Origin of the sequence: Nostoc sp. DedQUE07 (genome assembly GCF_034530975.2) — a bacterium.
GTDB lineage: Bacteria > Cyanobacteriota > Cyanobacteriia > Cyanobacteriales > Nostocaceae > Nostoc.
The window spans coordinates 1-26,068 of record NZ_JAVRCC020000033.1 but is presented as its reverse complement, the minus strand read 5'-3'; the positions used below and the strand labels follow the sequence as shown (position 1 = coordinate 26,068).

Annotated in this window: 25 protein-coding genes, 1 tRNA gene and 1 other annotated feature; of the genes, 8 read left to right on the top strand and 18 right to left on the bottom strand. The window is 42.4% G+C overall.

What is annotated here, in order from left to right:
• Positions 1-71: 71 nt before the first annotated feature.
• Complete coding sequence (locus RMZ95_RS22710) at positions 72-722, top strand: Uma2 family endonuclease (RefSeq protein WP_322686262.1); 651 nt, start codon at positions 72-74, stop codon at positions 720-722.
• A gap of 135 nt (positions 723-857) precedes the next feature.
• On the opposite strand, the gene rplL is transcribed toward RMZ95_RS22710, so the two are convergent.
• The 8 genes from rplL to rplS form a co-directional block, all read right to left on the bottom strand.
• On the bottom strand, positions 858-1,247 hold the full coding sequence (gene rplL / locus RMZ95_RS22705; protein WP_322665357.1) for a 50S ribosomal protein L7/L12: 390 nt from the start codon (positions 1,245-1,247) through the stop codon (positions 858-860).
• Positions 1,248-1,340: 93 nt separating this feature from the next.
• Complete coding sequence (gene rplJ / locus RMZ95_RS22700; protein WP_322686263.1) at positions 1,341-1,955, bottom strand: 50S ribosomal protein L10; 615 nt, start codon at positions 1,953-1,955, stop codon at positions 1,341-1,343.
• Between the two features lie 63 nt (positions 1,956-2,018).
• Positions 2,019-2,187: a sequence feature (ribosomal protein L10 leader region), on the bottom strand.
• Positions 2,188-2,243: 56 nt separating this feature from the next.
• Entirely contained in the window at positions 2,244-2,957 is a 714-nt protein-coding gene (gene rplA, locus RMZ95_RS22695) for a 50S ribosomal protein L1 (RefSeq protein WP_322671075.1), read from the bottom strand.
• A 132-nt stretch (positions 2,958-3,089) separates the two neighbouring features.
• Positions 3,090-3,515 carry a 50S ribosomal protein L11 gene (gene rplK / locus RMZ95_RS22690; RefSeq protein WP_094348918.1) on the bottom strand — a complete coding sequence of 142 codons (426 nt, stop codon included), beginning with the start codon at positions 3,513-3,515 and terminating at the stop codon, positions 3,090-3,092.
• A 6-nt stretch (positions 3,516-3,521) separates the two neighbouring features.
• Positions 3,522-4,169, bottom strand: a complete 648-nt coding sequence (nusG, locus tag RMZ95_RS22685) for a transcription termination/antitermination protein NusG (protein WP_322671076.1) — start codon at positions 4,167-4,169, stop codon at positions 3,522-3,524.
• Positions 4,169-4,390: a preprotein translocase subunit SecE gene (gene secE / locus RMZ95_RS22680; protein WP_322671077.1), complete on the bottom strand. Its 222-nt coding sequence runs from the start codon at positions 4,388-4,390 to the stop codon at positions 4,169-4,171. The genes nusG and secE overlap by 1 nt, the downstream gene beginning before the upstream one ends.
• A gap of 189 nt (positions 4,391-4,579) precedes the next feature.
• Positions 4,580-4,652: transfer RNA gene (locus RMZ95_RS22675), tRNA-Trp, on the bottom strand.
• Between the two features lie 158 nt (positions 4,653-4,810).
• Positions 4,811-5,173 carry a 50S ribosomal protein L19 gene (rplS, locus tag RMZ95_RS22670; protein ID WP_322671078.1) on the bottom strand — a complete coding sequence of 121 codons (363 nt, stop codon included), beginning with the start codon at positions 5,171-5,173 and terminating at the stop codon, positions 4,811-4,813.
• 152 nt (positions 5,174-5,325) lie between these two features.
• Between rplS and RMZ95_RS22665 the strand changes: the two genes are divergently transcribed.
• Positions 5,326-6,384: a glycosyltransferase family 2 protein gene (locus RMZ95_RS22665; protein ID WP_322686264.1), complete on the top strand. Its 1,059-nt coding sequence runs from the start codon at positions 5,326-5,328 to the stop codon at positions 6,382-6,384.
• Positions 6,385-6,862: 478 nt separating this feature from the next.
• Positions 6,863-7,921 (top strand): glycosyltransferase family 4 protein, encoded by a 1,059-nt coding sequence (locus RMZ95_RS22660; protein ID WP_322686265.1) that lies wholly within the window; start codon positions 6,863-6,865, stop codon positions 7,919-7,921.
• 152 nt (positions 7,922-8,073) lie between these two features.
• On the opposite strand, the gene RMZ95_RS22655 is transcribed toward RMZ95_RS22660, so the two are convergent.
• Positions 8,074-8,730 carry a hypothetical protein gene (locus RMZ95_RS22655; RefSeq protein ID WP_322686266.1) on the bottom strand — a complete coding sequence of 219 codons (657 nt, stop codon included), beginning with the start codon at positions 8,728-8,730 and terminating at the stop codon, positions 8,074-8,076.
• 347 nt (positions 8,731-9,077) lie between these two features.
• Here RMZ95_RS22655 and RMZ95_RS22650 point away from each other — a divergent pair, with 347 nt between their 5' ends.
• On the top strand, positions 9,078-9,587 hold the full coding sequence (locus RMZ95_RS22650) for a hypothetical protein (protein WP_322686267.1): 510 nt from the start codon (positions 9,078-9,080) through the stop codon (positions 9,585-9,587).
• A 35-nt stretch (positions 9,588-9,622) separates the two neighbouring features.
• On the opposite strand, the gene RMZ95_RS22645 is transcribed toward RMZ95_RS22650, so the two are convergent.
• Positions 9,623-10,447, bottom strand: coding sequence for an ABC transporter permease (locus tag RMZ95_RS22645; protein ID WP_322686268.1), 825 nt, complete (start codon positions 10,445-10,447; stop codon positions 9,623-9,625).
• A 486-nt stretch (positions 10,448-10,933) separates the two neighbouring features.
• On the opposite strand from RMZ95_RS22645, the gene RMZ95_RS22640 reads away from it, so the two are divergent.
• Complete coding sequence (locus RMZ95_RS22640; protein WP_322671084.1) at positions 10,934-11,473, top strand: DUF3172 domain-containing protein; 540 nt, start codon at positions 10,934-10,936, stop codon at positions 11,471-11,473.
• Between the two features lie 138 nt (positions 11,474-11,611).
• Here the strand turns inward: RMZ95_RS22640 and RMZ95_RS22635 are convergent, their stop codons facing one another.
• Positions 11,612-12,376 (bottom strand): DeoR/GlpR family DNA-binding transcription regulator, encoded by a 765-nt coding sequence (locus RMZ95_RS22635; protein ID WP_322686269.1) that lies wholly within the window; start codon positions 12,374-12,376, stop codon positions 11,612-11,614.
• Between the two features lie 439 nt (positions 12,377-12,815).
• Between RMZ95_RS22635 and RMZ95_RS22630 the strand changes: the two genes are divergently transcribed.
• The gene (locus RMZ95_RS22630; protein WP_322686270.1) at positions 12,816-14,735 is read left to right on the top strand and encodes a transketolase C-terminal domain-containing protein; all 1,920 of its coding nucleotides are present in this window, start codon (positions 12,816-12,818) and stop codon (positions 14,733-14,735) included.
• A gap of 180 nt (positions 14,736-14,915) precedes the next feature.
• Here the strand turns inward: RMZ95_RS22630 and RMZ95_RS22625 are convergent, their stop codons facing one another.
• From RMZ95_RS22625 to RMZ95_RS22595, 7 genes are all read right to left on the bottom strand, one after another.
• Positions 14,916-15,755 carry an AMIN domain-containing protein gene (locus RMZ95_RS22625; protein WP_322686271.1) on the bottom strand — a complete coding sequence of 280 codons (840 nt, stop codon included), beginning with the start codon at positions 15,753-15,755 and terminating at the stop codon, positions 14,916-14,918.
• A gap of 106 nt (positions 15,756-15,861) precedes the next feature.
• Positions 15,862-16,344, bottom strand: coding sequence for a hypothetical protein (locus RMZ95_RS22620; protein ID WP_322686272.1), 483 nt, complete (start codon positions 16,342-16,344; stop codon positions 15,862-15,864).
• A gap of 4 nt (positions 16,345-16,348) precedes the next feature.
• The gene (locus RMZ95_RS22615; protein ID WP_322686273.1) at positions 16,349-18,535 is read right to left on the bottom strand and encodes a cation:proton antiporter; all 2,187 of its coding nucleotides are present in this window, start codon (positions 18,533-18,535) and stop codon (positions 16,349-16,351) included.
• 270 nt (positions 18,536-18,805) lie between these two features.
• Entirely contained in the window at positions 18,806-20,092 is a 1,287-nt protein-coding gene (locus tag RMZ95_RS22610; protein WP_322686274.1) for a cation:proton antiporter, read from the bottom strand.
• A 696-nt stretch (positions 20,093-20,788) separates the two neighbouring features.
• Positions 20,789-21,223 carry a hypothetical protein gene (locus RMZ95_RS22605; protein ID WP_322686275.1) on the bottom strand — a complete coding sequence of 145 codons (435 nt, stop codon included), beginning with the start codon at positions 21,221-21,223 and terminating at the stop codon, positions 20,789-20,791.
• A gap of 161 nt (positions 21,224-21,384) precedes the next feature.
• Positions 21,385-22,131: a GDSL-type esterase/lipase family protein gene (locus RMZ95_RS22600; protein WP_322686276.1), complete on the bottom strand. Its 747-nt coding sequence runs from the start codon at positions 22,129-22,131 to the stop codon at positions 21,385-21,387.
• A 22-nt stretch (positions 22,132-22,153) separates the two neighbouring features.
• Entirely contained in the window at positions 22,154-22,558 is a 405-nt protein-coding gene (locus RMZ95_RS22595; RefSeq protein WP_322686277.1) for a hypothetical protein, read from the bottom strand.
• 195 nt (positions 22,559-22,753) lie between these two features.
• Here RMZ95_RS22595 and RMZ95_RS22590 point away from each other — a divergent pair, with 195 nt between their 5' ends.
• Together RMZ95_RS22590 and RMZ95_RS22585 are read left to right on the top strand one after the other, a co-directional pair.
• Positions 22,754-24,319, top strand: coding sequence for a P-loop NTPase fold protein (locus RMZ95_RS22590; RefSeq protein WP_322686278.1), 1,566 nt, complete (start codon positions 22,754-22,756; stop codon positions 24,317-24,319).
• Position 24,320: 1 nt separating this feature from the next.
• Positions 24,321-26,068, top strand: a 1,748-nt coding sequence (locus RMZ95_RS22585; RefSeq protein ID WP_409883477.1) for a WD40 repeat domain-containing protein, incomplete at its 3' end; no start/stop codon positions are given.

The window sequence follows — 26,068 nt, the reverse complement described above, 5'->3', positions numbered from 1 at the left end:
ATATTATTCCTTGCTACGATAGTCTAATATTGGCTTTTGCAAGCTTCAACCTAAAATTTCAATAGTAAGTAATGGTAACACTTCAATTAAGACAATTAAGTGTTCCGCCGGGACATAGAGTAATACTCCACGATGTTAGCTGGCAAGAATTTGAGGCGATTTTAGAAGAACTTGGCGACCATCGAACCACTCGATTGGCTTACAGCCAGGGAACTCTGGAGATGAGAATGCCATTACCAAAGCATGAGAAAGCCAAAATCATCATTGGAGATTTGGTAAAAATTCTTTTGGAAGAGTTAGAAATTGACTGTGAAACATTTGGCTCAACCACTTTCAAGCGTGAAGATATGGCTTTTGGTGTAGAGCCTGATGACTCTTTCTACATTCAAAATCATGCTCAAATGATTGGTAAAGAGCGAATAGACTTGAGGGTTGACCCGCCACCTGACTTAGCAATTGAAGTTGATGTTACTTCTAAAACTCAACTAGATGCTTACGAAGCATTGCGATTTCCTGAACTGTGGCGATATGAAAATGGCAAGCTACAAATTAATATTCTTCAGGATGGCAAATACATTGAGTCTGAAATTAGTTCTATTTTTCCCAACTTGCCCACTGTTGAAGAAATTCCCTGGTTTGTCGAACAAAGCCGAACTTTAGGTAGAAGCCCAACGCTTAGGGCATTTCGTCAATGGGTAAGAAAGCAAATCAACCCAACTTAATCTAACCCTTGCTTTTTTAACAACAAATTAGCGTTGTAATACTTAATACTATTTTTCTCTGCAACATAAGATTCTACGATAAAAAAAGGAGCCTAACTTAGGCTCCTTAATAAAAAAGTGGTAATAGAATTGTGACTACTTAACAGTCACCTTACCGCCAGCTTCTTCGATGCGCTTCTTAGCATCTTCAGCGGCATCCTTAGCAACACCTTCTTTAACTGCCTTGGGCGCAGCTTCCACCAAGTCTTTAGCTTCTTTCAGACCCAAACCGGTCAATTCGCGGACAATCTTCAGTACGGCAATCTTCTTATCAGCTGGGACTGATTCGAGAATGACTTCAAACTCAGTTTGCTCAACAGCTTCTTCAGCAGGAGCAGCAGCAGCACCAGGGCCTGCAAACGCTACGCCAACAGGTGCAGCAGCACTTACACCAAAAGCTTCTTCAATTTGCTTGACTAATTCAGAAGCTTCCAGCAAAGAAAGAGTTTTTAGTTGTTCTAAAATGTTATCGGTTGTAGCAGACATTGATATAACTCCTGTAATTTTGATTATTTATTTGTCATGGGTCATTAGTCTTTAACTATAGACTTTTGACTTTTGACTGATGAACCACGAAGTCTATTCAGCAGCAGTTTCAGTGCTACTATCACCTTCAGCAGTGCTTTCGGTGCCGCTATCTTGCACAGCAGCAGTTTCGGTACTACCACCACTTTGCTCTTGGTCGGCCACAGCCTGCAAAGCACGAGCCAGCGAACCAGGAACTTCGTTGATACCCACAGCAATCTTGGTAGCCAAGGAATTGATAGCCCCAGCAATTTGGGCGATGAGTTGTTCCTTAGATGGCAAGTCTCCTAGTACCTTGACATCAGGTTCTTTGAGTAGGCGACCTTCCAGTACACCACCGCGAAGTTCTGTCTTCTTGGTGACTTTTTGGAATTCTTGGTACGCCTTAATTGCCGATGAAAAATCATCTTTTACCAGCAAAAAGGCGGAAGAACCATTGAGCAATTCCGATAAAGGCTGCCATTTTTCATCGTCTTTGATAGCAATGCCCATTAAAGTGTTTTTCGTCACCTTACAAACAGTGCCACTGGGACGTAACCGCCGCCGTAAGTCTGTGATTTCCGAAACTGTTAGCCCCTGATAGTCAATTACCAGTGCCAGAGTTGACTCACTCAAAGTTTCTTTGAGGTCAGCAACTATTTCTTTTTTATCTTCTACTGTTCTACCCATTCCAATCTCACCTCCTTAAAACAATCGGGGAAGTGCCCTAGTTGTGTGTTTTTTCTCAACCTGAATCCAAACAACAAACCCCGGCTAAGTTAGCCGGGGTTGAGTAGTAAGACTCGTGATGCCATAGTTATCACACCTTTATGGGTGGTAATTCTGACAATTAGAGTTTTAACCTCGGCAGGATATTTAAGCTGTTAGCACCTGCTGTCTCCGGCTTTGCTTATTTAATTTTGTCATTTGTCCTTTGTCATTTGTCCTTTGCCTTTACAAATGACTAATGACTAAAAATTAACTTGCTTGGCTCAGTTTCAAATCTCTTAGGGCACTGATATCAACTTTAATTGATGGCCCCATTGTGGCTGACACATAAAATGTGCGCCAATAACGGCCTTTAGCTCCTGAAGGACGGTTACGGTCAATTGTCTCCTGCAATGCCTTCAGGTTGACTAACAAATCTTCAGGCGAGAAGGTTGTCTTACCAAACATAACATGGACAATACCAGTTCGATCGGCCCGGAATTCTAATTTACCTGCTTTGAATTCTGCGATCGCACTTCCGATATCAAATGTTACGGTTCCACCCTTGGGCGATGGCATCAAACCACGCGGCCCAAGCAACTTACCCAGCTTTGCCACCTGTGGCATCACATCGGGCGTGGCAATCAGCTTGTCAAAATCCATTCTACCTTTCTGGATTTCGTCAATCAGTTCTTCCGATCCAACTATATCAGCACCAGCGTTGCTTGCTTCGTTGACCTTTTCTCCTCTGGCTATCACCGCCACGCGGACGATTTGTCCTGTACCTTTGGGCAGTGCTACCGTTGTCCGCAACTGTTGGTCTGTATACTTGGGGTCAATTCCCAACCGGATATGCGCTTCAGCAGCTTCGGTAAATTTAGCTGTTGCTGTGTCTTTAAGAAGGGCTAAAGCCTCTAGGGGTTGATAATCTTTTTCTTCTACTTTTGCTTGCAGACCCTGCAAACGACGCGATATTTTTGGCATTTGTTCTCCTGGGGTAATTCCGAAGCCTCGCCTCTCCCCCGATAATTTTTAGTTATTTGTCTTTTGTCATTTGTCCTTTGTCATTTGTGATTTGTTGATTTTTTCTAATGACTAATGACCAATGACCAATGACTAATCCGTAACTGTTACACCCATATTTTTAGCCGTTCCTGCCACAATCTTCATTGCCGCGTCGATATCGTTGGCATTGAGGTCGGGGAGTTTGGTTTGGGCTATCTCTTGCAATTGTGCTTTGGTTATTGACCCAACTTTCTTTTTGTTGGGTTCATTTGAGCCTTTTTCAACTTTCGCCGCCTTCCGAATCAGTACTGATGCGGGTGGCGTTTTGAGTACGAATGTAAAACTCCGGTCTTCAAAAACCGAAATTTCTACAGGTATCACCATTCCAGCTTGGTCTGCTGTTTTGGCGTTGTACTCTTTACAAAACATCATGATGTTGACACCATGTTGACCCAAGGCGGGACCAACTGGCGGTGCTGGGTTGGCTTTTCCAGCATTCAGGGCCAGTTTAATGACCGCCACTACTTTCTTCGCCATTTGTATTTAACTCTGTTTCTCTACCTGATTAAATTCCAATTCTACTGGTGTATCCCTGCCGAAAATTGAGAGCAAGGCTTTAAGTTTACTCCGTTCTGGAGAGACTTCAATTACCTCGCCTTCAAAGTCTTTAAATGGACCAGAAAGCACCATTATCTTATCACCAGTAGCCATGTCAATTTTGACAACAGCTTCTTGTTCGCTGGTTTGTTTGAATATACGTTCAACTTCTGAAGAACTTAGTGGTATGGGGTTGACATGACCGCGACCCTTGCTGCTACCACGTTTTTGTTCTGAACCGACAAAGTTAATTACATGAGAGGTGTTGCGTACCACCTGCCAAGTATCATCATCCATCATCATCCGCACCAGCACATAGCCAGGGAAAACTTTTTCTTCTGTATGCTGGCGACTGCCATCTTTGCGGATTTTCACCGCTGGCGTCTGCGGAATTTCTACTTGGATAATTTTGTCAGCGACATCAAAAGTTTGAATGCGTTGCTCTAAGTTAGTCTTTACACGCTTCTCACAGCCTGAAGCTACTTGTACTGCATACCAGCGTGCTTCTTTTGACGCTGCTTCTGCTGCTTCTGCTTCTGCTGTTTCTTCTGACTGCAACATTGAGTTGCGTGGTTCATCTGTTGCAAAACTCATTAGAACACCTGTTTTGCTGCCCAAGCAAACAATCCATCGACCAAGTATATCAAAGATGCGGAAAGTGCCACCATTAACAACACAGCGGCGGATTCGCTCACTATCTGTTTCCGACTGGGCCAAACTACTTTTTCAAGCTCTTCTTTGGTTCCCTGTATGAAGTTGCCAAAGCTAAACCCATTTGCTGTTTCTGGCAATTCTGCTTCACTTTTTTTGGCCACGACCGTTTATCTCCCGTTTCTTATACTAGATCCTGTTTAATTGTCATCTAGGTTTTGCAGTTTCGACTCTATTTCACTTACTGTCAGTAAAACAACTGCAAATACAATAAGTTTACCCGAAATTATTAGCGCTAACTGCTATATTAGCAGTTGCGTAATTATTTCGGGCTTTGTTTTTTTGCTCTTGAGCGCGCCCTGGAGGACTTGAACCCCCGACATCAGGTTTTGGAGACCTGCGTTCTACCAACTGAACTAAGAGCGCACAAGCTGTTTTTTATTCAGTGATTGCGCTGAACTAAATTTCAGTTTAACGCAATATGCGATTTATATCATACCTTAATTTTGCCCTTAAAACAAGTCAGCGGCAGATGCCGCTTGCAGCTTGAGATTTCTCCCATTCCTTTTCTTTTGCAGTCCGAATCACAAAGGGCGGTCAAACCGTTGCTTGATTCGGGTTGCCTTACCTACGCGATCGCGGAGATAATACAGTTTAGCACGGCGGACTTTACCGCGACGTAACACCTTAATGCTGTCAATCCGGGGAGAATGCAACAGAAATACCCGCTCAACGCCCACGCCTTGAAAAACCTTACGAACTGTAATAGTTTCGTTGATGCCGCCGTTGCGCTTGGCAATCACAACTCCCTCATAGGGTTGCACGCGGTATTTTTCGCCTTCCTTGATTTTCACTCCCACTTTTACAGTGTCGCCCACATAAATGTCGGGCACATTCGATTTTATCTGTTCCGCTTCAATGGAGCGGATAATCTCTTGAGCGTTCATAGTCTTTCTGTCTGCTTAAAAAAACTCACGATCATCAATGATAAATCGATAATCCTATTTCAGTCTACTTGTTAGGATTGATAATTGTACTGATACAACAGCTTAAAGATCGAAGCTATATTGCAGAATGCCGTACTACAAAGGAAAAATTTATGAAATTTAGCATCGTCATCAGTACCTATAATCGCTTGAATTTGCTGAAAAGAGCAATTGATTCGGCTCGTAACCAAACAATTGAGTGCGAGGTAGTTGTTGCTGACGATTGTTCTGATGATGACACCCAAACCTATCTCAAAAGCTTAGGGGATAAGGTTGTTTACCATCGTAACGAAGTAAACCTTGGTCATGCAGCAACGGTAAATGCTGGAGTTGCCAAAGCTAGCGGCGACTGGATTAAGTTTTTAGATGATGATGACTATTTAGCGCCCAACTGCATAGAAGAGATGGCAAAGGCGATCGCACTTCGTCCCGATGCTGTAATCTGCTCTTGTGTGGCGGCTCAGGTGGATGGCAATCAAGTTGAACTCTCTCGCACCCCCCAAGTTGGCCCCGGTTTAGCTTTTTATATCCCCCAAGCCGATATTCACTATGGGATGCTTTTAGAGCTTGTACCCTTTGGCACACCTGTACAAGTAGCTTGTCGACGTGATGCTTTCCTACAAAGTGGTGGTTGGGACTCCACACTCGATGCTAACTGTGATGACATCGATTCCTGGATTCGGATTGCTCAGTTTGGCGATGCTATTTTCTTCAATCAGTGTCTTGCTTACCGCACTATTTGGCCGGGTGCGTATAATCAGAAGTTTTCTTTGTCTCAGCGGTTGGCGACAAATATTTTAATGAAGGAAAAAATTTACGCCTTGGTAAATGAGCAACATCGCTCAAAGATTCCTGTCTTTCAGGATATAAAAAATTACCTAAGACTCCATTGGATTTTAGTTGCACTGAAGCAAAAAAATCTCAAGAGTTTTCTTTCCATGATAGATCCATCTATACTTTCTCCTCGGTCTTGGAAGTTTTTGCTAACTGCTATTTCATCACGCCGCTCTCAGGGAAACAATTCTCAGGTTCGTAAACTTGTATTGATTGAGTTGTACTATGATGTCTGGCAAAATGCCCAGAATAAAAGCGCCAGTCTTCAAAATTTAGAATTAGATTCTGTGCCACTGGTGGACTTGCCCATGAGCGCCCAGTCGAACTCTCAGTACTAGATGAGGACGTTACTACCAATTACCAGATCGGTAGCTGTGAAATTCTTCAAAGTTGCCAATGTGGTAGTGTAATCACTCTTACCGTAATTATAATTAACTTGTGTAGAAATACCCGATTGGGCAAATAGTAGGTAGCCATCACTTACGGGATTGCTGCCAGTTTTTTATTCTCTGTTTTGACTGCTGTGTGAAATGGAATTTATATAATCTGCTGTGGGGTACTAGAGTTCGATACCAGAGTATTAAGAAATAGAAAATAAGGTTATAGCAACTTTAAATAGCAGATTCAGCCTTCAGAATTTTGGAGTTTTACCCCGATTTATTGAGCCGTTACTGAATAAGTCTTTAAGCTAAGTAACTGGTTAGAAGCGCTTTTACGCACTACTGACTACTTTTTAGTTGTCGCTGAAGACCTCAATAATTATGTTGATTTCTATTCAGTTACTTATCTTTATTTTTTATACACGTCTCAAAGATTATGCGAATCATACATATTTTGAACCACATTCAAGAAATAGGTAACGGTATTGTGAATGTGGCTGTGGATCTGGCTTGTCTACAGGCAAAATCTGGTTATGAAGTCGCGGTTGTTTCTGCTGGTGGAGAATACGAGGCTTTACTAGATATTTGTGGTGTCAAACATTACCACTTAGACCAAAGCAGGAAACCGCTAAATACGATTAAAGCAGCTATACGTTACCGAGCGATCGCAGCTGAATTTCAGCCGGATATTGTTCATGCTCACATGATGACGGGGGTAATATTAGCACGCATTTTTAAGGGACGCAAATATGCTTTAGTTTCTACAGTCCACAATGAATTTCAGCGTGCTAGCTTGCTGATGGGTTTAGCTGACAGAGTAATTGCTGTCAGTCAAGCTGTATGTGATTCTATGATTAGGCGTGGTATTCCAGAAAACAAGTTGCGAGTGGTATGTAATGGCACTTTAGGCAGTCCTCGCACCCGACAAATACAAGATTATCAACCTTTATCATTACAGCATCCAGCGATCGCCACTGTCGCCGGGATGTATCAACGCAAAGGAATTGCTGAGTTAATTGCTGCCTTTGAACAAATTGCCTCAGATTTTCCCCAAGCCCATCTTTATTTGGTAGGAAATGGCCCTGATAAACAGCTATTTGAGGCACAGGCACAAGCAACTTCTGTACAAGAACGCATTCATTTTGAAGGCTTCCAACCAGAACCTCAACGCTATTTGATATCTTGTGACATATTTGTGCTGGCTTCTCACCGTGACCCGTGCCCTTTGGTGCTTTCGGAAGCTAGAGAAACTGGAACTGCGATCGTCGGCACTCAGGTAGACGGGATTCCTGAAGCTTTAGACAACGGGCGAGCAGGTCTTTTAGTGCCAGCAAAAGATAGTTATGCTTTAGCTGGGGTTTTAGTGCAATTACTGAGTAACGCCGAGATGCTGCAAGAGTGGAAACAGCGGGCAAAGAAAAACTTAGATAGGCTGAGTGTTGCCCGCGTCCATCAGGAAACTATGACAGTGTATCGTGAGTTAATTACAGAATGAGGGCAGGGGCATTGGGCATTGGGCATTGGGCATTGGGCATTGGGCATTGGGTAATAATCAATAATTCTTCTGCCCCTGCTTCCCCTGCTTCCCCTGCTTCCTCTGCTCCCCTGCCCCTCTGCTCCCCTGCCCCTCTGCTCCCCCCAGTCCTCTTAACAGAGCGATCGCTTTAATTTGAAAGCTACACCTAAAGCGCCAAAAACCAGTACGCCCAAAACGTTAGTTGATTCAGGAACAGCGGTGTAATAAGAAGCCACTCTGATGGGCCCGTCTTTATCTTCTTGATCTGCTGGAATTGGTGGAATGATTCCAGCACCTGGCGCTAGATTAGGTAGGCTAGCGAATGGATTGTAAAATAGGCTTCCATTAGGGATTACGCCACCACTAAAAGTGACAGTACTACCCTTGATAGTAATGTCTTTAAAAACATCCTTCAGATCGGGGTTAACAGAGGAACCAATCTTCCCATCTCCATTAACATCTCCCCACTCGACTGGTTCATTATCAAATGGTGGAGTAGAATTCGGATTACTATAGGACAGCGTTTTTAAATCAAAGACCAAGCTATTTATATCGTATCCGGTAGCATTTACAAAGTTATTAGCTACATCTGGAACACCATATTCTATTACTTCCCCTGGTAGAAACCCTGTAAGGGTTCTTGGTTTTTTGATATCGAGTATGGCTTGATTTTTAGTCGTCACAATGGGTTCTACAAAAATGACGGCTCTTGCTGGTGTCGAAGACAAAAAACTAATTCCTGCTGCTCCTAGAGCAGACAAGGCTATTTTTGTGGCAATTCTAGTCATATTTGTGTCCTTCTGATATTTCTTAACAGAATGCTATAACGTGTGAGTTAAATCAAACAGCAAAAACTCACTTTTTAACCGCATCTACTTGCTAGATAAATAGTGGTTAAGGTGTGCCTGTTTACTGAGTTGATATTTACTCATAGGTTGATTTATAAAGCAATTCTTGTAATGCTTTATCATGATAACTAGTAATTTCACGCAATCTTTATAAAAAATCCAAATTAGAACTTATGCATTGACAGATTAGACAAGATGTGAAGCATAAGTAATTATCCTGGCTTTTGATGAACTGTGGTTCATTGCTGTCTTAACGGGACGCTACAACATAGCAGGTTTGAGATGAAATGGTTATAAGATTTAGAGACTATAGCAAACGGCTTTCTGATTTTGAGCAAGAAATTTTAGTATGTTGTCCCCAATGCAATCGCATTGCCAAGGTATTGACTGTAAACTCTGAGCAATCAAGTCTCAGTTCCATGAAAAGAATTACCTGTCAGCACTGTAGCTATACAAAACAACAGTCAAATGCTGCTAAACGAAAATCTGCACTGCTATTGTTGCAGAACAATTACAGGCATAAAAGAAATTCTCGCTATGGAATATTAGACCATTTTTTTGGCTTGCCCTTGTGGCTACAAATCTCTTGTTGCGGTCAGTTGCTATGGGCATATAATGAAGCTCATTTGAACTTCCTGGAAAGCTATGTTCAATCAAGGTTGCGAGAACGCTTGCCAGATGAGTCATTAGGCTGGCACAATGGCAGTCTTGCCAGTCGCCTACCCCGATGGATCAAGCTAACGCAGCATCGGGAAAAAGTTTTACAGAAAATTCAACAGTTAAAGCACAGGTTGTAATCAATGCTTTTACGAATTACGAATTACGAATTACTTTAATCTTGTTGATGAGCAAATTTATAAGCACCCCAGAAAGAAAGAGCGATCGCAACCACCAACAAAATCGGTATGCTGTACCAAGGAAACTGAGACAAGGGTAAATGGGCAGCTGCACGCAGTCCGATGCTGGCGTAGGTTAACGGTAACAGGTAAACTACGACTTTAAGGGCTGCCGGTAATGTACCAGGGTCAAAGAAGGTTGCCCCTAAGAATGACATGGGGATAATAATAAAGTTATTGTAGAGTCCAACTGATTCGAGCGATCGCACACTCAACCCTACAATCACTCCTAATCCAGCAAATACCGCACAATTGAGCACCACTAACAGTAAAAACAGTGGGTTGACAAAATTCCAGTTTCCACTTAGGAGCAACGCTACCAAAATCACGGAACCGGAAGTCATCAAACCCCGCACGACTCCCGCCAGCATTTTACCGATGTACAACGCTAAGGGATTTATGGGAGTTAACAACAATTCCTCAAAGGTTTTGGTAAATAATCTGTCTCCACAAATTGAAAATGTCGTTCCAGCAAAGCTAACTGTCATCGACGACAGCGCCACCATTCCCGGTAATATAAATTCCAAATAGTTGTCATAGTTACCACTAATTCCCGAACTGGGTTTGATGGAACTACCTAAACCCAAGCCAAAAGCTAAAATATATATCAGTGGCGATATTAAACCTGATGCAGCAACTGGTAAAATTCTCACGCGTAAATCTAGCCAATCTCCCCAAAAAATAGTCAGACTATCAGCCAGGAAGATTTGAAGTTGCGAATTGAACCTCTTGCCCGAAGGTAGTGCTCTTTGAGATGTCACTTGCTTTCAATTAGTTATGAAAATTTCATTAAATCTTAATTTACATTGTTTTACACATCAATTACTAGTAGTCTGCGAACCCAAAAATGCGCTTGTGAGGACTGGGGAAAGGGGAAAGGGAAAACGGGTAAGGGATTTAAACCCTTTCCCACTTCCCCTTTAACCTTTACCCCGCCAAGTTCCCTTGGCGTACTATTAGGGTAAACAAAAATATCTCATCCGAAAAATTGAATAATTAACAACAACAGTTAGATAGTTTAAGCATTCTGACTAGATCAATTGTGAAAGTAAATAGCTATATCTGATAACAATTAAAAGTATTAAAATTTTGTTCCAATATCTAGATAAACTAGTATTTTTCTCATTTAACAAGAATATCGCAGAGAAAATCACAGGCAATTACAGTCAAGAATAGGCATACTGAAAGAGGGAGAAAAAACTTTAGACTACTCCCTCCCAAATCGGCGTGAAGGTGATTAAGCAACAATGAAACGTAAATCTACTGGTAGATCGGCTACTACTTCTAAACCCTCTATTTTCCAATCCCCTCTATTTAACTTCACCACCATCGCAATTATGGGAGGGGTGTTGATTTTGGGAATTGGGATTGGCATTGCTTTTAGTTCTACAGCCACATTGTCCCCAGCAAATGTGGCTTCCCGTGACTTCATTGACACCAAAGCACCAAACCCTGAAATTTGTGTGCAGTATGGAGCCAGTGCAATGGTAATGGACGCTAGATTGTTCGTTACTCTCAGCCCCTTTAATGTCTATGTTTCCCAGCCCACTATGCGTCCTGGATGCGTTCTCCGACAAAATAACTGGGCGCTTTTAGAGCAACGTAAGTTAGTGACATCCGATCAGGTAAGAGATTGCAAAAATCGCCTGAACACCTTTGGCTTTACAGGTAACTTGGACAGTGACAAACCTGATATTAGATGTATATATCAGAATGAAGCGGCTCAAAACTTCTTCAACGCTCAACCGGGAGCAGTTGGAACACCTCAGGAAACGGATAGATTTTAGATTTGGGCATTGGGCATTGGGCATTGGGCAAAACAGTTCTGAGTGCTGAGTTAGGAGTTAGAAGTGAGGAATTATTTTCCTTGTCTTCCTTGTCTCCCCAATCCCCAGTTCCCTGCGATCGCATCTGCCTTCATCAGCTCACTCGTACTCGTCACGTATAATTGTTAAACCTAAAGCTTTGTAGGCACTCAGCATATTATTAGATACTGTCGGTGCTGTTACTAGGTAAGTCAGGGCATGAATGGACTCCACGAGATAAGGAGCAGCCGTGTCTAGTTTTTCTGCTGTGACTAATCCGACTACCTCAGCCGATCCAGCAATCATCGCTCGTTTGACATGGGCTTCGTCTAAGTTAGGTACACTAATCCCAACTTCTGGATGCAAACTGCAAACTCCCAACATGCACAAATCTGCACGAATCATCCGTAATGTCTCAATTGTGACAGTACCCACGTTCACCAAGGCTTTTTTGTAGAGTTGTCCACCTAACATCACAACTTCTATATGGGGATGTTCTGCTAAAGCAACTGCTATTGGCGGACTATTTGTGATCACTGTTGCGTGCAAATCTAGGGGCAAATGACGGGTTACTTGGAGAGTTGTTGTACCTCCATCTAAAATCACCACCTGTCCTGTACTAACTAATTTTGCTGCTGTCCGAGCGATCGCTTCCTTTTCTTTTGGCGCTTGCTTTTGGCGATCGGCATAACTGGCGGTAGCTGGAGATTTCAGGAGCGCTCCCCCATGAACGCGTTGCAATAGTCCGGTTTGTGCCAGTTCTCGCAAATCCCGGCGAATCGTATCCTCAGAAACCTTGAGAACAGCACTAAGTTCTGTCGAAAGTACCTTTTTATCACGACGCAGAATTTCTAAGATGAATTGTCGTCGTTCAGCAGTTAGCATAATTAATTTTCCTGAAATTGCGTTTTTGGACTTGAAATTGCACGTTTGTGAGTTTATACTTATTGATATGCAAGTTCTTGTACGGTAATCCGTAACTTCAATTGAATTCAAGCACATTCATGCACAATTGCATGTATTGATTTTGGCATTTGATGAAATCACACGGTTCCACAAAGGTTCTGAGTGGTTAGCTTGAGCTTGGATAATTGTTGCCCAATGAGGGTTTTAACAATTTTTTTGTAATGCGATCGCGCATCCCATCTCAATACGGTTCGGTTAATGTGCTTATTCCTCGAAGATCCCCCCAACCCCCCTTAAAAAGGGGCTTCTGACCCTCTTTTACCCCCTTAAAAAGGGGGTCGCCATAGGCGGGGGGATCTTATCCGAACCGTATTGCATTCCAATCTGTTCAAATTGTTTTTTATTCAATCAATAAACCATGACTACTATTAATACCCAATTTCCAATCGATCTCGGTGCTTACAAACCTTTAGCGCTCAATCCGGCAAATTCGAGCCTGACAGATGAACAGCGAGAGACTCTCAAAGCGAATATTCAACTTTGCCGAGATGCGATCGTCTTTTTTACGGCGACTGGCGCTGCTAGTGGAGTCGGCGGTCATACTGGCGGCCCATACGATACAGTGCCGGAGGTAATGATTCTCGATGCCTTTTTCCGGGGAGCATCGGAGCAATTTGTGCCGATTTTCTTTGATGAAGCAGGACATCGAGTCGCCACCCAATATCTAATGGCAACGTTGCATGGTGACTTACCTGCCGAGCAACTTTTACATTATCGGCAAGCACATTCCAATTTACCGGGACACCCCGAACTAAAACTAACTCCTGGTGTGAAATTTAGTTCTGGGCGCTTGGGGCATATTTGGCCTTACATTAATGGTGTGGCAATGGCAAATCCAGGCAAGGCTGTTTTCTGTCTCGGTTCTGATGGTTCGCAGCAAGAAGGCAACGATGCCGAAGCTGCTCGTTTGGCTGTGGCTCAACATCTCAACGTCAAACTGCTTATTGATGACAACGATGTAACGATCGCCGGACATCCTTCTAAATATTTACCTGGTTTTAATGTCGCCAAAACCTTAGAAGGGCACGGTTTGAAAGTACTTCAGGGAGACGGCGAAGACTTAGACGATTTATACCGTCGGATTTGCGAAGCTGTGAATACTCCTGGAGCGATCGCTATTATCAATAAACGCCCGATGTGTCCTGGTATTGAAGGTTTAGAAGGTTCCATTCATGGTCATGATGTCATTTCTGTAGATTTAGCAGTTAAATATCTAGAATCTCGCGGACAAACTGCGGCTGTCGAATACCTTAAAAGTATTGAGAAACCCAAACAAACATATACGTTTCTGGGTTCGGGTGACAAATGGGGCGCTAACCGCAGCGTATTTGGTGAAGCCGTAGTGGGTGTCCTCAGTCGCATGAGTGAAGCGGAGCGTAAAGAAAAAGTCAAGGTCATTGATAGTGACTTAGAAGGCTCCTGCGGTTTGAAGAAAATTCATGAAACATACCCAGAAATATTTATTTCCTCCGGCATCATGGAACGGAGCAACTTCTCTGCTGCGGCTGGATTCGGGATGGACGAGGGCAAGCAAGGTATTTTTGCGACCTTCAGCGCCTTCTTAGAAATGTGTATCTCAGAAATCACGATGGCACGGCTGAATTATTCCAATGTTCTGTGTCATTTTTCCCATGCGGGTATAGATGACATGGCAGATAACAGCTGCCACTTTGGTATAAATAATATGTTTGCCGACAATGGCTTGGATGATGGCTACCCAACACAGTTGTACTTTCCGGCAGATAATAATCAAATGACAGCTTGTGTAGAAGCTGTATTCCATGAGCCTGGACTGCGGTTTATTTTCTCCACCCGTTCCAAAGTGCCCAATATTCAGGACAGCAACGGCAACGACTTGTTTGGAAGTGGTTACAAATTTGTTCCCGGTAAAGATGAGGTTATACGAGAAGGGACACAAGGCTACATTATCAGTTTTGGCGATGCTCTCTACCGTGCCGTTGATGCTGTAGAACGCCTGAAGCAAGAAGGGCTAGACGTTGGTTTGATTAACAAAGCAACTTTAAACACCATTGATGAAGAAATAATTACCAAAGTTGGTAACGCTCCTTTTGTGCTTGTAGTAGAACCCTTCAACCGTCGCACTGGCTTAGGCAGCCGTTTTGGTTCCTGGCTACTAGAGCGGGGGTTGACTCCCAAATATGCCCATCTTGGAACTTATAAAGAAGGTTGCGGCGGTTTGTGGGAACAGTACCCATATCAAGGTATCGATCCAGTCGGCATCATCAACAAGGTGAAGGAGTTAGTTGGAGGAAAGTAATTCATTTATTAGGGCATAGGGCATAGGGCATAGGGCATAGCAGGGAAGCAGAGGGAGAAATCAATTCAAAATTCAAAATTCAAAATTCAAAATTCAAAAACTTCTGCCTTGTGCCTTCTGCCTCCTCTTTCCCAATGCCCAATGCCCAATGCCCCATGCCCCATACCCAATTCCCAATTTTTATTTAGTTTTAGGTAAAGGTTGACCAAACTCGATTACCTGGGGTTCGGGATCGTTGGGGATTGTTGGAATTGGAAATTCCGACACCCCTAAAGGAGGAATGTTATTTAAATTACTGGGTTGATTTGGGAAAGAAGCAGGGGGAAGACTCGAAGCAGGTTGTTGAGAGGGAGAGGATGTATTTTGATTTAAAGCAGGTACAGTGACAAAAGGCTGCCCTGAGTTAATAGTAGTTGTTGAGGGCAGTTGATTGGATGGAGGCGGAACTGTGAGTAAGGGGGATTGTTGATTAGTAGCGGTTACAGGTTGTTTACTAGGCGGCTTTTGGAGTGTTTGAGGTTGTTTCTTGGCTGAAGGAGGGGAATTTCCTGATTTTACGGCAGCAGTTTTACCAGAAATAACCGGACGTAATACCCAGCGAGTGGAGTTTTTTCGGGAAACTGGTTGCAGTTGTACCTTTTTGGGATTAAAAACAGTCCCTGCTGCTAAATCTAGGACAATACGTGTATCGTTTGCGTTTAGCTGAGAAATGCGAATGCTTTTAATTGCTCCAGAATAATTTTGTTGTGTGGTAACTTTGCCCAACTTAGTATTCGGTAAATCTACAACCAGACGAGAGGGTTGAGCCAGGTAGAAATAACGAGGGGTTGTGCCTGCTGAGAGGGTAATTTCGAGTTGCTGTGTCTTGGGAGAAAAACGCCAATTATTTAGCTTTGCCCCTGGTGTACCAGCATTAGTAAAAGTTTCGAGGGCGATCGCTGCATAAAAACTTAATATACTGATGCTAAATAACTGCTTGCCCCATTGGTAATATTGCTTAGTTTTTAGTTCCCGATTCATTCTGTTTATTTGCTCCATAAAACCCATACAATGCACTTACATTGCTGTTTATTTCGCGCTTTCAATCCTGTAGACGCGATGAATCGCGTCTCTACCCACCCCCAATTCAATTAGCTTTTTGAGGCACAGCAGTAAATTTCAGAGTTTGTGGAATACCATTTACGGTTAATTGACCTGTCATATTACCTTTATCCACAAGTTGCATTTGAATTGTGACTGAGTTTAGAGGATCGTTTTGGGGGCGAGGAATATTACAAAGGATTGATTTACTAACTTTTCCAGATAAATTTAATTGTTGATTTTTGAAGATACCTGCCAGAGAGTGCTTTTCGTCAGTGTCGGCGTTAGCGCTTGCCGGTAATACAGAGGCATTTAAGTAAATACCTGACTGCTCAATGTTTAACGTCAGAGTATCCGATTTTTCACAGTTAGGCAAATTCTCGGCTAGGGTTAGACGATAGCGACCGTTAACTGACGGAGGAGCCTTGAGTTTGTTTTCTCCGTAAACAGTGACAGTTTTAAACAACAGTAGCACTGAAATTATTGCTACTCCGTAAAAACTTAAAGATTTGAAGTTGAAATGATTCATGTTCTCAGTTCCTCAATGTTGGCTCTTGACTGCTAACATCAGGAAGCATGGAAGCCAGATGAGCGGTGACTTGACTGTAACGGCGGGTAATCAGCAGGGAGGAGCAACATTGAATGGCTAGTTGATCTGTATATCTTCCCAAGGTTTGACGCTCGATACCCCAAGCACGACTGGTGCCAGCAATTGTTAGGTCTACATTTTTTGAGGCTTCGACTACAGCTTGGATTGGATCTGGAGCTTGGACAATTTTGATTTCAATGCGATCGCGTACACTGGCGGGCAATTGTTCCATCATCGTATTTAGTTCGTAATTCAATTCTTCCTTGGCGTGATTTGCTACTATCTGTAATATCTGCAACACACAAGTCTCACGATTGATTAGCAGTCTCAAAGCTAGTATTAGTGCTAAATCATCATGGATATTGGCTGAATAAGGTACTAATAAACTTTCTAATTGCTCTTTGCCTTTATCTACAAACACTGCTACATCCACTGGGGCAGTAGTAAGCATTTGTCCGACTCGTCCACCTAAACGATTACTACTAAAAGCTGGTCGATGCCAGCCAACGAGAATTAAATCAGCTTGTTCTAATGTGGCAATCTGTGCTGTTTCGCGGGCAACGTTGCTAGATATGCGAACGATCGGATGCACATGAGTACGTTTTTCTACTGGTTCGAGCGTATTAATCAATTCTTCTAACTGCTGGCGACGCTGGGCGATTAATCGGTCTGCTTCAACTGGCGTACTTTCAAAGGCATAATCTTCTTGAAATTCAATCAGGCTCAGAGGGTTAACAACAGCGGGATATTGAAAGTTGATAGCGATATTTGCTGCCAACTGTACCAAGCCTTTTTGAGTACTTGGATTCGCCACTGGCACTAAAATTCGGTAGGGACGAATATAAGTTTCGGCATCATTAACGCTGGTAGCTGTTTGTGCTTCCAACTCCGGTTCCACCACATCTAACCTGATCAGCTTTTTCGGATATGTCCATTCCAGCAGTGGCGAGGTCATGAATGTAGTTACCAATGCCATAATTACCAGCATGGTAAATATTAAGGGAGAAATTACCTTTAACTCTAAACCAATGTTTAGCACGATCAACTCAGTCAAGCCGCGAGTATTCATTAACCAACCGAGTGCCGAGGCTTCCCGTTTACTAATGCCACTGACACGCGCTGCTACATAAGTACCAACATATTTGCCTGCGATCGCCACAGCTAAAACCAACGCACACAAAAGCCACAATTCGGGACGGTTGAGCAAGCCAATCTGCGTTTTTAAACCACTGTAGGCAAAAAATATTGGCAGCAAGAAAATTAGGACAAAATCTTCTGTTTTTATTGCCAATTCTCGGACTAAATCTTCATTTTTGGGCATGGCTGCTCCCAGCAAAAATGCTCCAAAAATTAAGTGAATCCCAATTAGTTCAGTGATTAGCGCCGATGCAACCACTGCCATATAAATCCCAGCTAGCAGTAATTGGCTGAGTCTTCCCGCACGGAGGTAGTGTTTGGCAAGGCGTTGTAGGAACCAACGACCTGCTGTCAACATCAAGCCAATGTAAACTATGCTGGCGATAATTGTGGGTACAGCACCAGCAAAGTCACCAGTTCGCGCAACTGCGATCGCAACTGCCAAGAGACACCAAGCTGTCACATCATCCACTGCTGCACAAGTTAACGCCAACGTTCCTAAACGCGTTCCTTGTAAATTGTTTTCAGTAATGATTCGCGCCAACACTGGGAAGGCAGTAATCGACATCGCCGCCCCCAAAAACAAAGCAAAGGCGGTGAATGATACACTTGCATTGGAAACTAGGGGATAAAGTACTACCGCTAGCAATGTTCCTAGAGAAAACGGCACCAAAATGCTGACATGAGAAGTTAAAACTGCTACTTCTAATTGACCGCCGAGGTATTTGGGATTTAGTTCTAACCCAATTAGAAACATGAAAAATATTAGTCCCACCTGAGACAAAACATTCAGAAAAGGAAAAGTTTCTGGTGGAAACAAGCTAACTGCTAAATGGGGAGCAACTAACCCAAATAAAGATGGGCCGAGCATAATTCCGGCGACAATTTCACCAATTACTAGCGGTTGCTTAATAGAACGAAATGCTAGCCCTACTAGCCGTGAAAGCCCAATAACAATCAGCACCTCAACCAGAACGAGAATAACGATGTGCATGGTTTCCTCAAAATTAACTATCTGGTTTCCCTAAGATAATTCTTTAAAATACTAGAAAATGTCAAGCTTGTTAGATACACCCAAGAGTAATTTGTGCTTCGTTGTTATATTAATTATTGTTACGATGCCGTTGTAGCCGTTATGGGTAATCAAGTTTGTAGTAAGGACTTTAGTCCTTAATTTTCTCAGCACTAAAGCGCTTACTAAAAACCCTCAAAACTAGCTGAGATATTGTACTAAATACTTAATTAATCTAATATTTAATTTTGCTTAATTCAAAGATTTATCATAGCTTGTACCGTGCAATAAAAAGGCAATCAGTGGTGATGCCATAAGAGTTGTAATAACTGCCATAATAACCATTATAGTGAATAAAGTTGGGGTAATTATACCTTGTTCTAGACCAATATTGAGGATGATTAACTCCATCAAACCACGAGCATTCATCAGAGCGCCGATTGTTGCAGATTCGCGCCAATTTTCCCCGGCCAATTTTGCAGCCAACATACAAGCAACACCTTTACCGAGAATTGCGATCGCAATAATTAACAACGTCACTCCCCACAAAATAGGTGTGTTTACCAATCCAATTTGAGTATTTAATCCAGAGAAAACAAAAAAAATCGGTAACAAAAAAGAAGTAGTTAAAAACTCCGTATATTGGCGAATTTGTTGGGCGAATTCTCCGCGTGGTGTCACTGCTCCCAACACAAAAGCACCGAATATTGCATAGATACCTGTAACATCGGTAAACCATGCACAAAACATCAAAACTATCAACATTAAAGTCAGGGTTTGTCTGTTCACACCTTCGCGTTTTGTCATGCGTGTGAACGCTTTCAGTAGAGGTTGTCCGAGAAAAATCGCAAATAGCACATAGCAAATTCCACCACCAATTGCTAATATGGCTATGCTTAAAGAATTTTTCACGCTAGCAAGCACAATCGCCAGCAAACACCAAGCAACTGCATCATCTACCGATGCTGCACCTAAAGCCAAAGTACCGAAGCGGGTTTGTGTAAGACCGCGTTCGTAAAGAATACGAGCTAACATTGGAAAAGCCGTAATTGTCATCGATGCACCCAAATACAAAGCAGCTGACCAAGGCATAACTTTTGGTTGAAAGAAATCGCCATTGTGATAAAACCAAAAAGATGCGATCGCTCCTAAAATAAAAGGAGTGATAATCCCAGCCGCAGATAGCAAACTTGCACTTTTGATATGATGTTTTAAGAGTTTGGTATTAAAGTCTAAACCAATCAAAAACATATAAATTACCAATCCAATCTGGCTAATAGCATATAAAATCGACATTGATGGATTGGGTATCTTGAGTCCGACAGCAGTGATGATGGGAAGCTTAGGAAATAGCCATTGCTGAAAATCTGGTGCAATCAATCCTAAAAGTGATGGCCCTAGCATTACACCTGCGATCATTTCGCAAACAACATCAGTTTGACCAAGATAGCGGCGTCCTAAAATTGTGACAATGCGACAAGTGGTTAAAATAACTGTAAGTTGTAGAAATAGCCGAATAACCAGATCAAAATTTGACATTGTACTTCCTTGATTGATGTCTCTGCATTCAAGAATCTCCCTAGAGTTTAAAGTTTTCTTGTTTTACTCATATATGACTACCACATCAGCACAAATGCCAATTTTGTAAACATAAGATAGCTGTTTGTAATTTGATGAGATACAACAATAAATGTGTTCCTTTGGTTTCTAAAGTCATCTTGTTCTTAATAACGCACATAACTGTACGTCAATACAACATATTGCATCCAAACTAAAATCGCCATATATGATTTTTTATGATTTGTTAATTTGCGATTTATAGCCCAATACGCTTGGCTTTGTAAAAAATTGTAGGTTGGGTAAAGCAAAGCGCAACCCAACAAAGCTATGAAAATGTTGGGTTACTCTTCTCCTGTCGGAGACGCTACACGAACGAGAAGCCGCTTCGGGTCTACGTTCCTCAAATGCCACTTGCTTCTCCCAAAGAGAGACGCTGCGCGTAGCTTGCTTCCCCGAAGTGGTACAAGTCGGGAAACTGCAAGGGCGCAGTGGTTCCCCAGCCTACACAACTTAAGGTTTTTGGCGCTAACCCAAGCGTATTGATTTATAGCCTTTTTTATCTATTTGAGGCACAATCAACTGTAGGGACGTACAAATGTACGTCCCTACCCTACGGTTGAATTACCTGAAAATTGCTAGAATTTTTGATTAAATTAGTTTCGATAATTTGAAATTTTACAACCACTCCCCGCCCCGAAAACGCCAACGAAGGAAGATAATTCGCATCAGGCTTTGGGAACTAATAAAAACTGCTAGCCACACCATACTATAGTGCAATAAAAAAGCTCCTGGTGAAAGTTCTTCTTTCGGTAAAGGTATTGGTAAAAAGCCAAATAATTTGACTCCACAAAATATAAATATCAATTCCCATATCCCAGCTAAGAGTTGATAAGCTGCGGGCCAATCTCTATCCCAACGGAATTTTTGGAGATAGTCATAAAGTACATCCCAACCTAAGCCAAAAATAGCGACATAAGCAAGTATCCAAAAATAAACCGAGTTTGCACCAGGGCCAATCCAACCCATTGCAAATGGCAAAGATACGAGTACGCCGACAGTTATCAGTAATAATAATCGAGTTTGCCAGCGACCAAATAAAGTTGGTGTCATAGGAGTGCTGAATGCTGAGTGCTGAGTTAGGAGTTAAAAGTTAGGAGTAATGAATAATATAGAAAAATTAGAGTTTTTATAAATAGATTTTGGTGCTTTTTGCGAGGATGGCAAATACGAGAATATCAGCTAGCCCCAAAGCACCAACACATCTATAATTATTAGGATGGTTTAAGGTGATAATCAAATTTAGAATGGTAAGCTGCATTGGCAAAGCTCATTGAAGGTATGGCATCCCAATTGATTACATCTTCTAACAAAGCTTGATAACCTAGTGTATTGGGATGGAGTCCATCTTCACTCAAGCGTTTGAGTCGCCAACTTTCACCGCGTTCCATCCATTGCTCAAAAATATCCAAATAAGGAATCTGCCGTTTGCTGCAAGCAATTCGAGTTGCTTCTTTGTAGCGGTACTGGTCGGCATGATTATAGTAAAAACAATCTAAAAATGGCATCTTGGCTTCATCCACTGGCACCATGCCCACAAATAACACAGGACAGAGTTGCTGTGCTAAATCTAGCAGAGACGCAATTTCCTTTTCAAACAATGTAAAATCTGTGTAACTTCTACCATCGGGATGAGCCAACCGGGCTGAGTCATTCACGCCTACGGATAAAATAATCAAGTCGGGGACACGATTTCGCAGTTCACCGCGGTGGCGAAATTCAACTTCCAGTCTTTGGGCTACTTGTTGCGTGCGATCGCCTCTTACCCCTAAATTATAAAGAATGTGACCGGCACTATCCGGCAACATCCACCATCGCCGTAGTTGCTCAATCCAGCCTCCTTTTTCTGGGTCGCCGAATCCATAAATTAAGCTATCCCCCAGTGCGACAATCTTCATAGGCTGACAGTGATTTGGTGGTAAAGACCGCTGCATTGAGGAAGAAGCGAGAAATGTGTGCATTTAACGACTATATTTTATATCTTTACAAGATTCTATACATTTCTATACCATAGATGGCTATCTTTAGTGTCCAAGCATCTATGGAGTTTCTACTTGTTGAGATGGTTGCAAGGTTAATATTGCCACAGTTGAGCCTCAGAAGGTCAACGTCGAGCCTCAGAAGGTCAACGTCGAGCCTCAGAAGGTCAACGTTGAGCTTCAAAAGGTCAACATTGAGCCTCAGAAGGTCAACATTGAGCCTCAGAAGGTCAACATTGAGCCTCAGAAGGTCAACGTCGAGCCTCAGAAGGTCAAAGTCGAGCCTCAGAAGGTCAACGTCGAGCCTCAGAAGGTCAACGTTGAGGTTTGGAACTCGAAATAGCTGGCGATGTCTACGACGGTCACTGAGCGCAGCCGAAGTGAGGGCTACGTCTACGTGCTTTGGCAATGAGTGTGAAAATCGAACCGCAGAGGCGCAGTATTTCGACTTCGCTCAATAACCGGGCGCGGAGGAAGAGTTTGAGAGGGTGCGTTAGTGCAGCTTATTAAAGGTATCGCTATTATATGTGTGTATTTGCTTAATTTTGGCATCTGTCGTTAGGATAAATTACAGGTGTAAAAATTATTTCTACTGCTAGCAAAGATGAATATTGACCCTGTAGTTAATGTACTTAAAAGTATTGCTAAACCTGCGGCTTCTCTAGTTATTAATCAAGCTCAACGCAATGAAACTGTAGTTAGAACTTTAAAACAATTTAATTTTGACCCAGTACAACCGCCTAAAGATGTTGATGGTGTTTATGTATATTCTTTAATTGAGTATGGTGTAGATAAGCCCGAAGTACTGCTGAATCTTTTTCGAGAAAGAGAAATTAAAAATGCTTTTTGGAGTGCTTATACTTCAAACGATCCATTGGGTTTTTACAAAGAAGTAGAAAAGTTTTTGCAGGGAAAGGACTCAGAATTTGATATCCGATTGATGAAAATTGAACTGCGATCGGAGTTGGAGGAGTTTGGAGAAATATTTATTAAGGTTGCTAAAAGAAGTAAATCAATAGAGTTTCAGCCTTTTCCTAAATGGAATTTAGACGAGTATCCAACAGAATTTAAGTCGTTAATTAGAGAAAAAATTCGCTCGTTTTGTGGTCGTCAGTTTGTTTTTGACGCATTTAAGCAATTTTGCAATAAAAATCGCAGTGGTTATTTTACAGTAGTGGGTGATGCGGGGATGGGGAAGAGTACCATTGCTGCTAAATACGTCTGGGACAATAAATCACCATGCTATTTTAATATTCGCCAAACTAGTAGCAATCGAGCGGAGCTATTTCTTGAAAGTATTCGCCAGCAATTAACTAAGCGTTACCAGTTGCAGAATGTCGAGAAAGCTAATTTAGCTGATTTACTAGAACAAGTTAGTAAAAAAATTCCTGTTAGCGAACGTCTGGTAATTGTAGTTGATGCTTTGGATGAAGTCGAGCAAGAAGCTGGGGGAAATCTTTTAGATTTACCAACGGCGCTACCAGAACGTGTCTATTTTCTGCTGACTAGACGACCATATACTATAGATAAAAAACGCTTGTCTGCACCAGATGTCCCGATGGAGGAGCTAGATTTAAGGGCAAATGACTATGTTAATTTGAGCCGTGAAGATATCAAAAAGTATATTGGGTTATTTTTGAATGTCGATGAAGACCATAAGAAGGCACTTAGACAATGGATTCAAGACCGCAAAATTGATGAGAATGATTTTGTTGAGCAGCTAGCAACTAAGAGTGAAAATAATTTCATGTACCTGCGCTATGTCTTGCCAGGAATTGCTAAAGGTGACTATGAAGACCTGAGTTTAACGCAATTACCCAATGGTCTTAAGGACTATTATCAAGTTCATTGGGAACGTATGGGGATGGATGCAAAGCCCCAAGAAGTAAAAGTATTTATCCTGTTTATTTTAGTGGAGATTGGTACACCAATTACTTGTGAGATGATAGCGGCGATCGCCAAACAGGATGAATATGATGTGCAATTAGTTTTAGAAGAGTGGGTTGAGTATTTGAAGCAGCAGGATATAAAAGGAGAAATCTGCTATAGCATTTATCACGCTAGTTTTTTAGACTTTTTGAAAGCACAACGGCTTTTGGATTCCAAACGGAAGCTATTTCAAGAGGTTAATCAACGCATTGCAGACTACCTTGTAAGGAAGATGGCGTAAAATGGGAGAATTTGCAGACAAATTAGCGGCACAAAGTCCTGCTTTTGTTCGTGCTTACTTGGGTAGTTTAGCGTCAAGCTTGATAAAGTCGGAAAATTTAGAAAAGTATTACCAAACTCTGACTGATTTTGATTTCATCACTGCCAAGATTAACTATCCTGAGTTTGGGGTGCAGCCACTAATTGACGATTATGATTTGATTGATGGTGAAGAGACATTAAATTACTCAGAATACAACTCTGAGAAAGTCAAAAGTCTCAAATTGATTCAAGGGACATTAAGACTTTCAGCGCATATTTTAGTAGTAGATAAGCATCAATTAGCGAGTCAGTTGCATGGACGGTTAGTAAATCAGCAAATGCCAGAGGAAATTCAGGTATTATTAAGGCAAATCAAGCAAAAGACGACTAACCCTTGGCTGCGTCCCTTGACCCCAAGCTTAACGCCACCAGGGGGACGCTTAATCCGCACCCTAATAGGTCATAATTCTGCGGTAATAAAAGTCACTGTTATCCCCAATGGGCAACAGGTAATTTCTGCATCCAGTGACAACACCCGTAATTACACCCTCAAAATCTGGAATCTTGCAACGGGAGAGGAACTATTCACCTTCAATAGTCCTAGTTATGTAACTGCAATAGCCGTCACCCCCAATGGGCAACAGGTGATTTCCGCATCCAATGACAACACCTTCAAAGTTTGGAATCTGGCAGCAGGGGAAGAACAATTCACCCTCACTGGTCATAATTCTTATGTAAATGCAATAGCCGTCACCCCCAATGGGCAACAGGTGATTTCCGCATCCAATGACAACACCCTGAAAGTTTGGAATCTGGCAACCGGGGAGGAACAATTCACCCTCACTGGTCATAATGATTGGGTAAAAGCCGTTGCCATTACCCCCAATGGGCAGCAGGTGATTTCCGCATCCAATGACAACACCCTCAAAGTCTGGAATCTAGCAACCAGGGAGGAACAATTCACCCTAACGGGGCATAATTCTTCGGTAAATGAAGTTGCCATTACCCCCAATGGGCGGCAGGTGATTTCCGCATCCAATGACAACACCCTGAAAGTTTGGAATCTGGCAACCGGGGAGGAACAATTCACCCTAACGGGTCATAATTCTTCGGTAAATGAAGTTGCCATTACCCCCAATGGGCGGCAGGTGATTTCCGCATCCAATGACAACACCCTGAAAGTTTGGAATCTGGCAACCGGGGAGGAACAATTCACCCTAACGGGTCATAATGATTGGGTAAAAGCCGTTGCCATTACCCCCAATGGGCAGCAGGTGATTTCCGCATCCAATGACAACACTCTCAAAGTCTGGAATTTGGCAACTGGGGAGGAACTATTCACTCTCATTGGGCATAATTCTTTGGTAAATGCAGTAGCCGTCACCCCCAATGGGCAGCAGGTGATTTCCGCATCCAATGACAACACCCTCAAAGTCTGGAATCTAGCAACCAGGGAGGAACAATTTACTCTCACTGAGCATAATTCTTCAGTAAATGAAGTTGTGATCATTCCCAATGGACAGCGAGCAATTTCTGCATCCGATGACAATACCCTCAAAATCTGGCATTTACCAACAGGTTTAGAACTCTTTTCTCTAACTAGTCATCCCACCTCAGTACGTGCTGTAGCTGTTACCCCTGATGGCAAGAATTTGGTTTCTGGTTCAGTGGACAATACTCTTAAAATCTGGAATCGTTTAACAGGTCGGGAACTTCTTACTCTTACTGG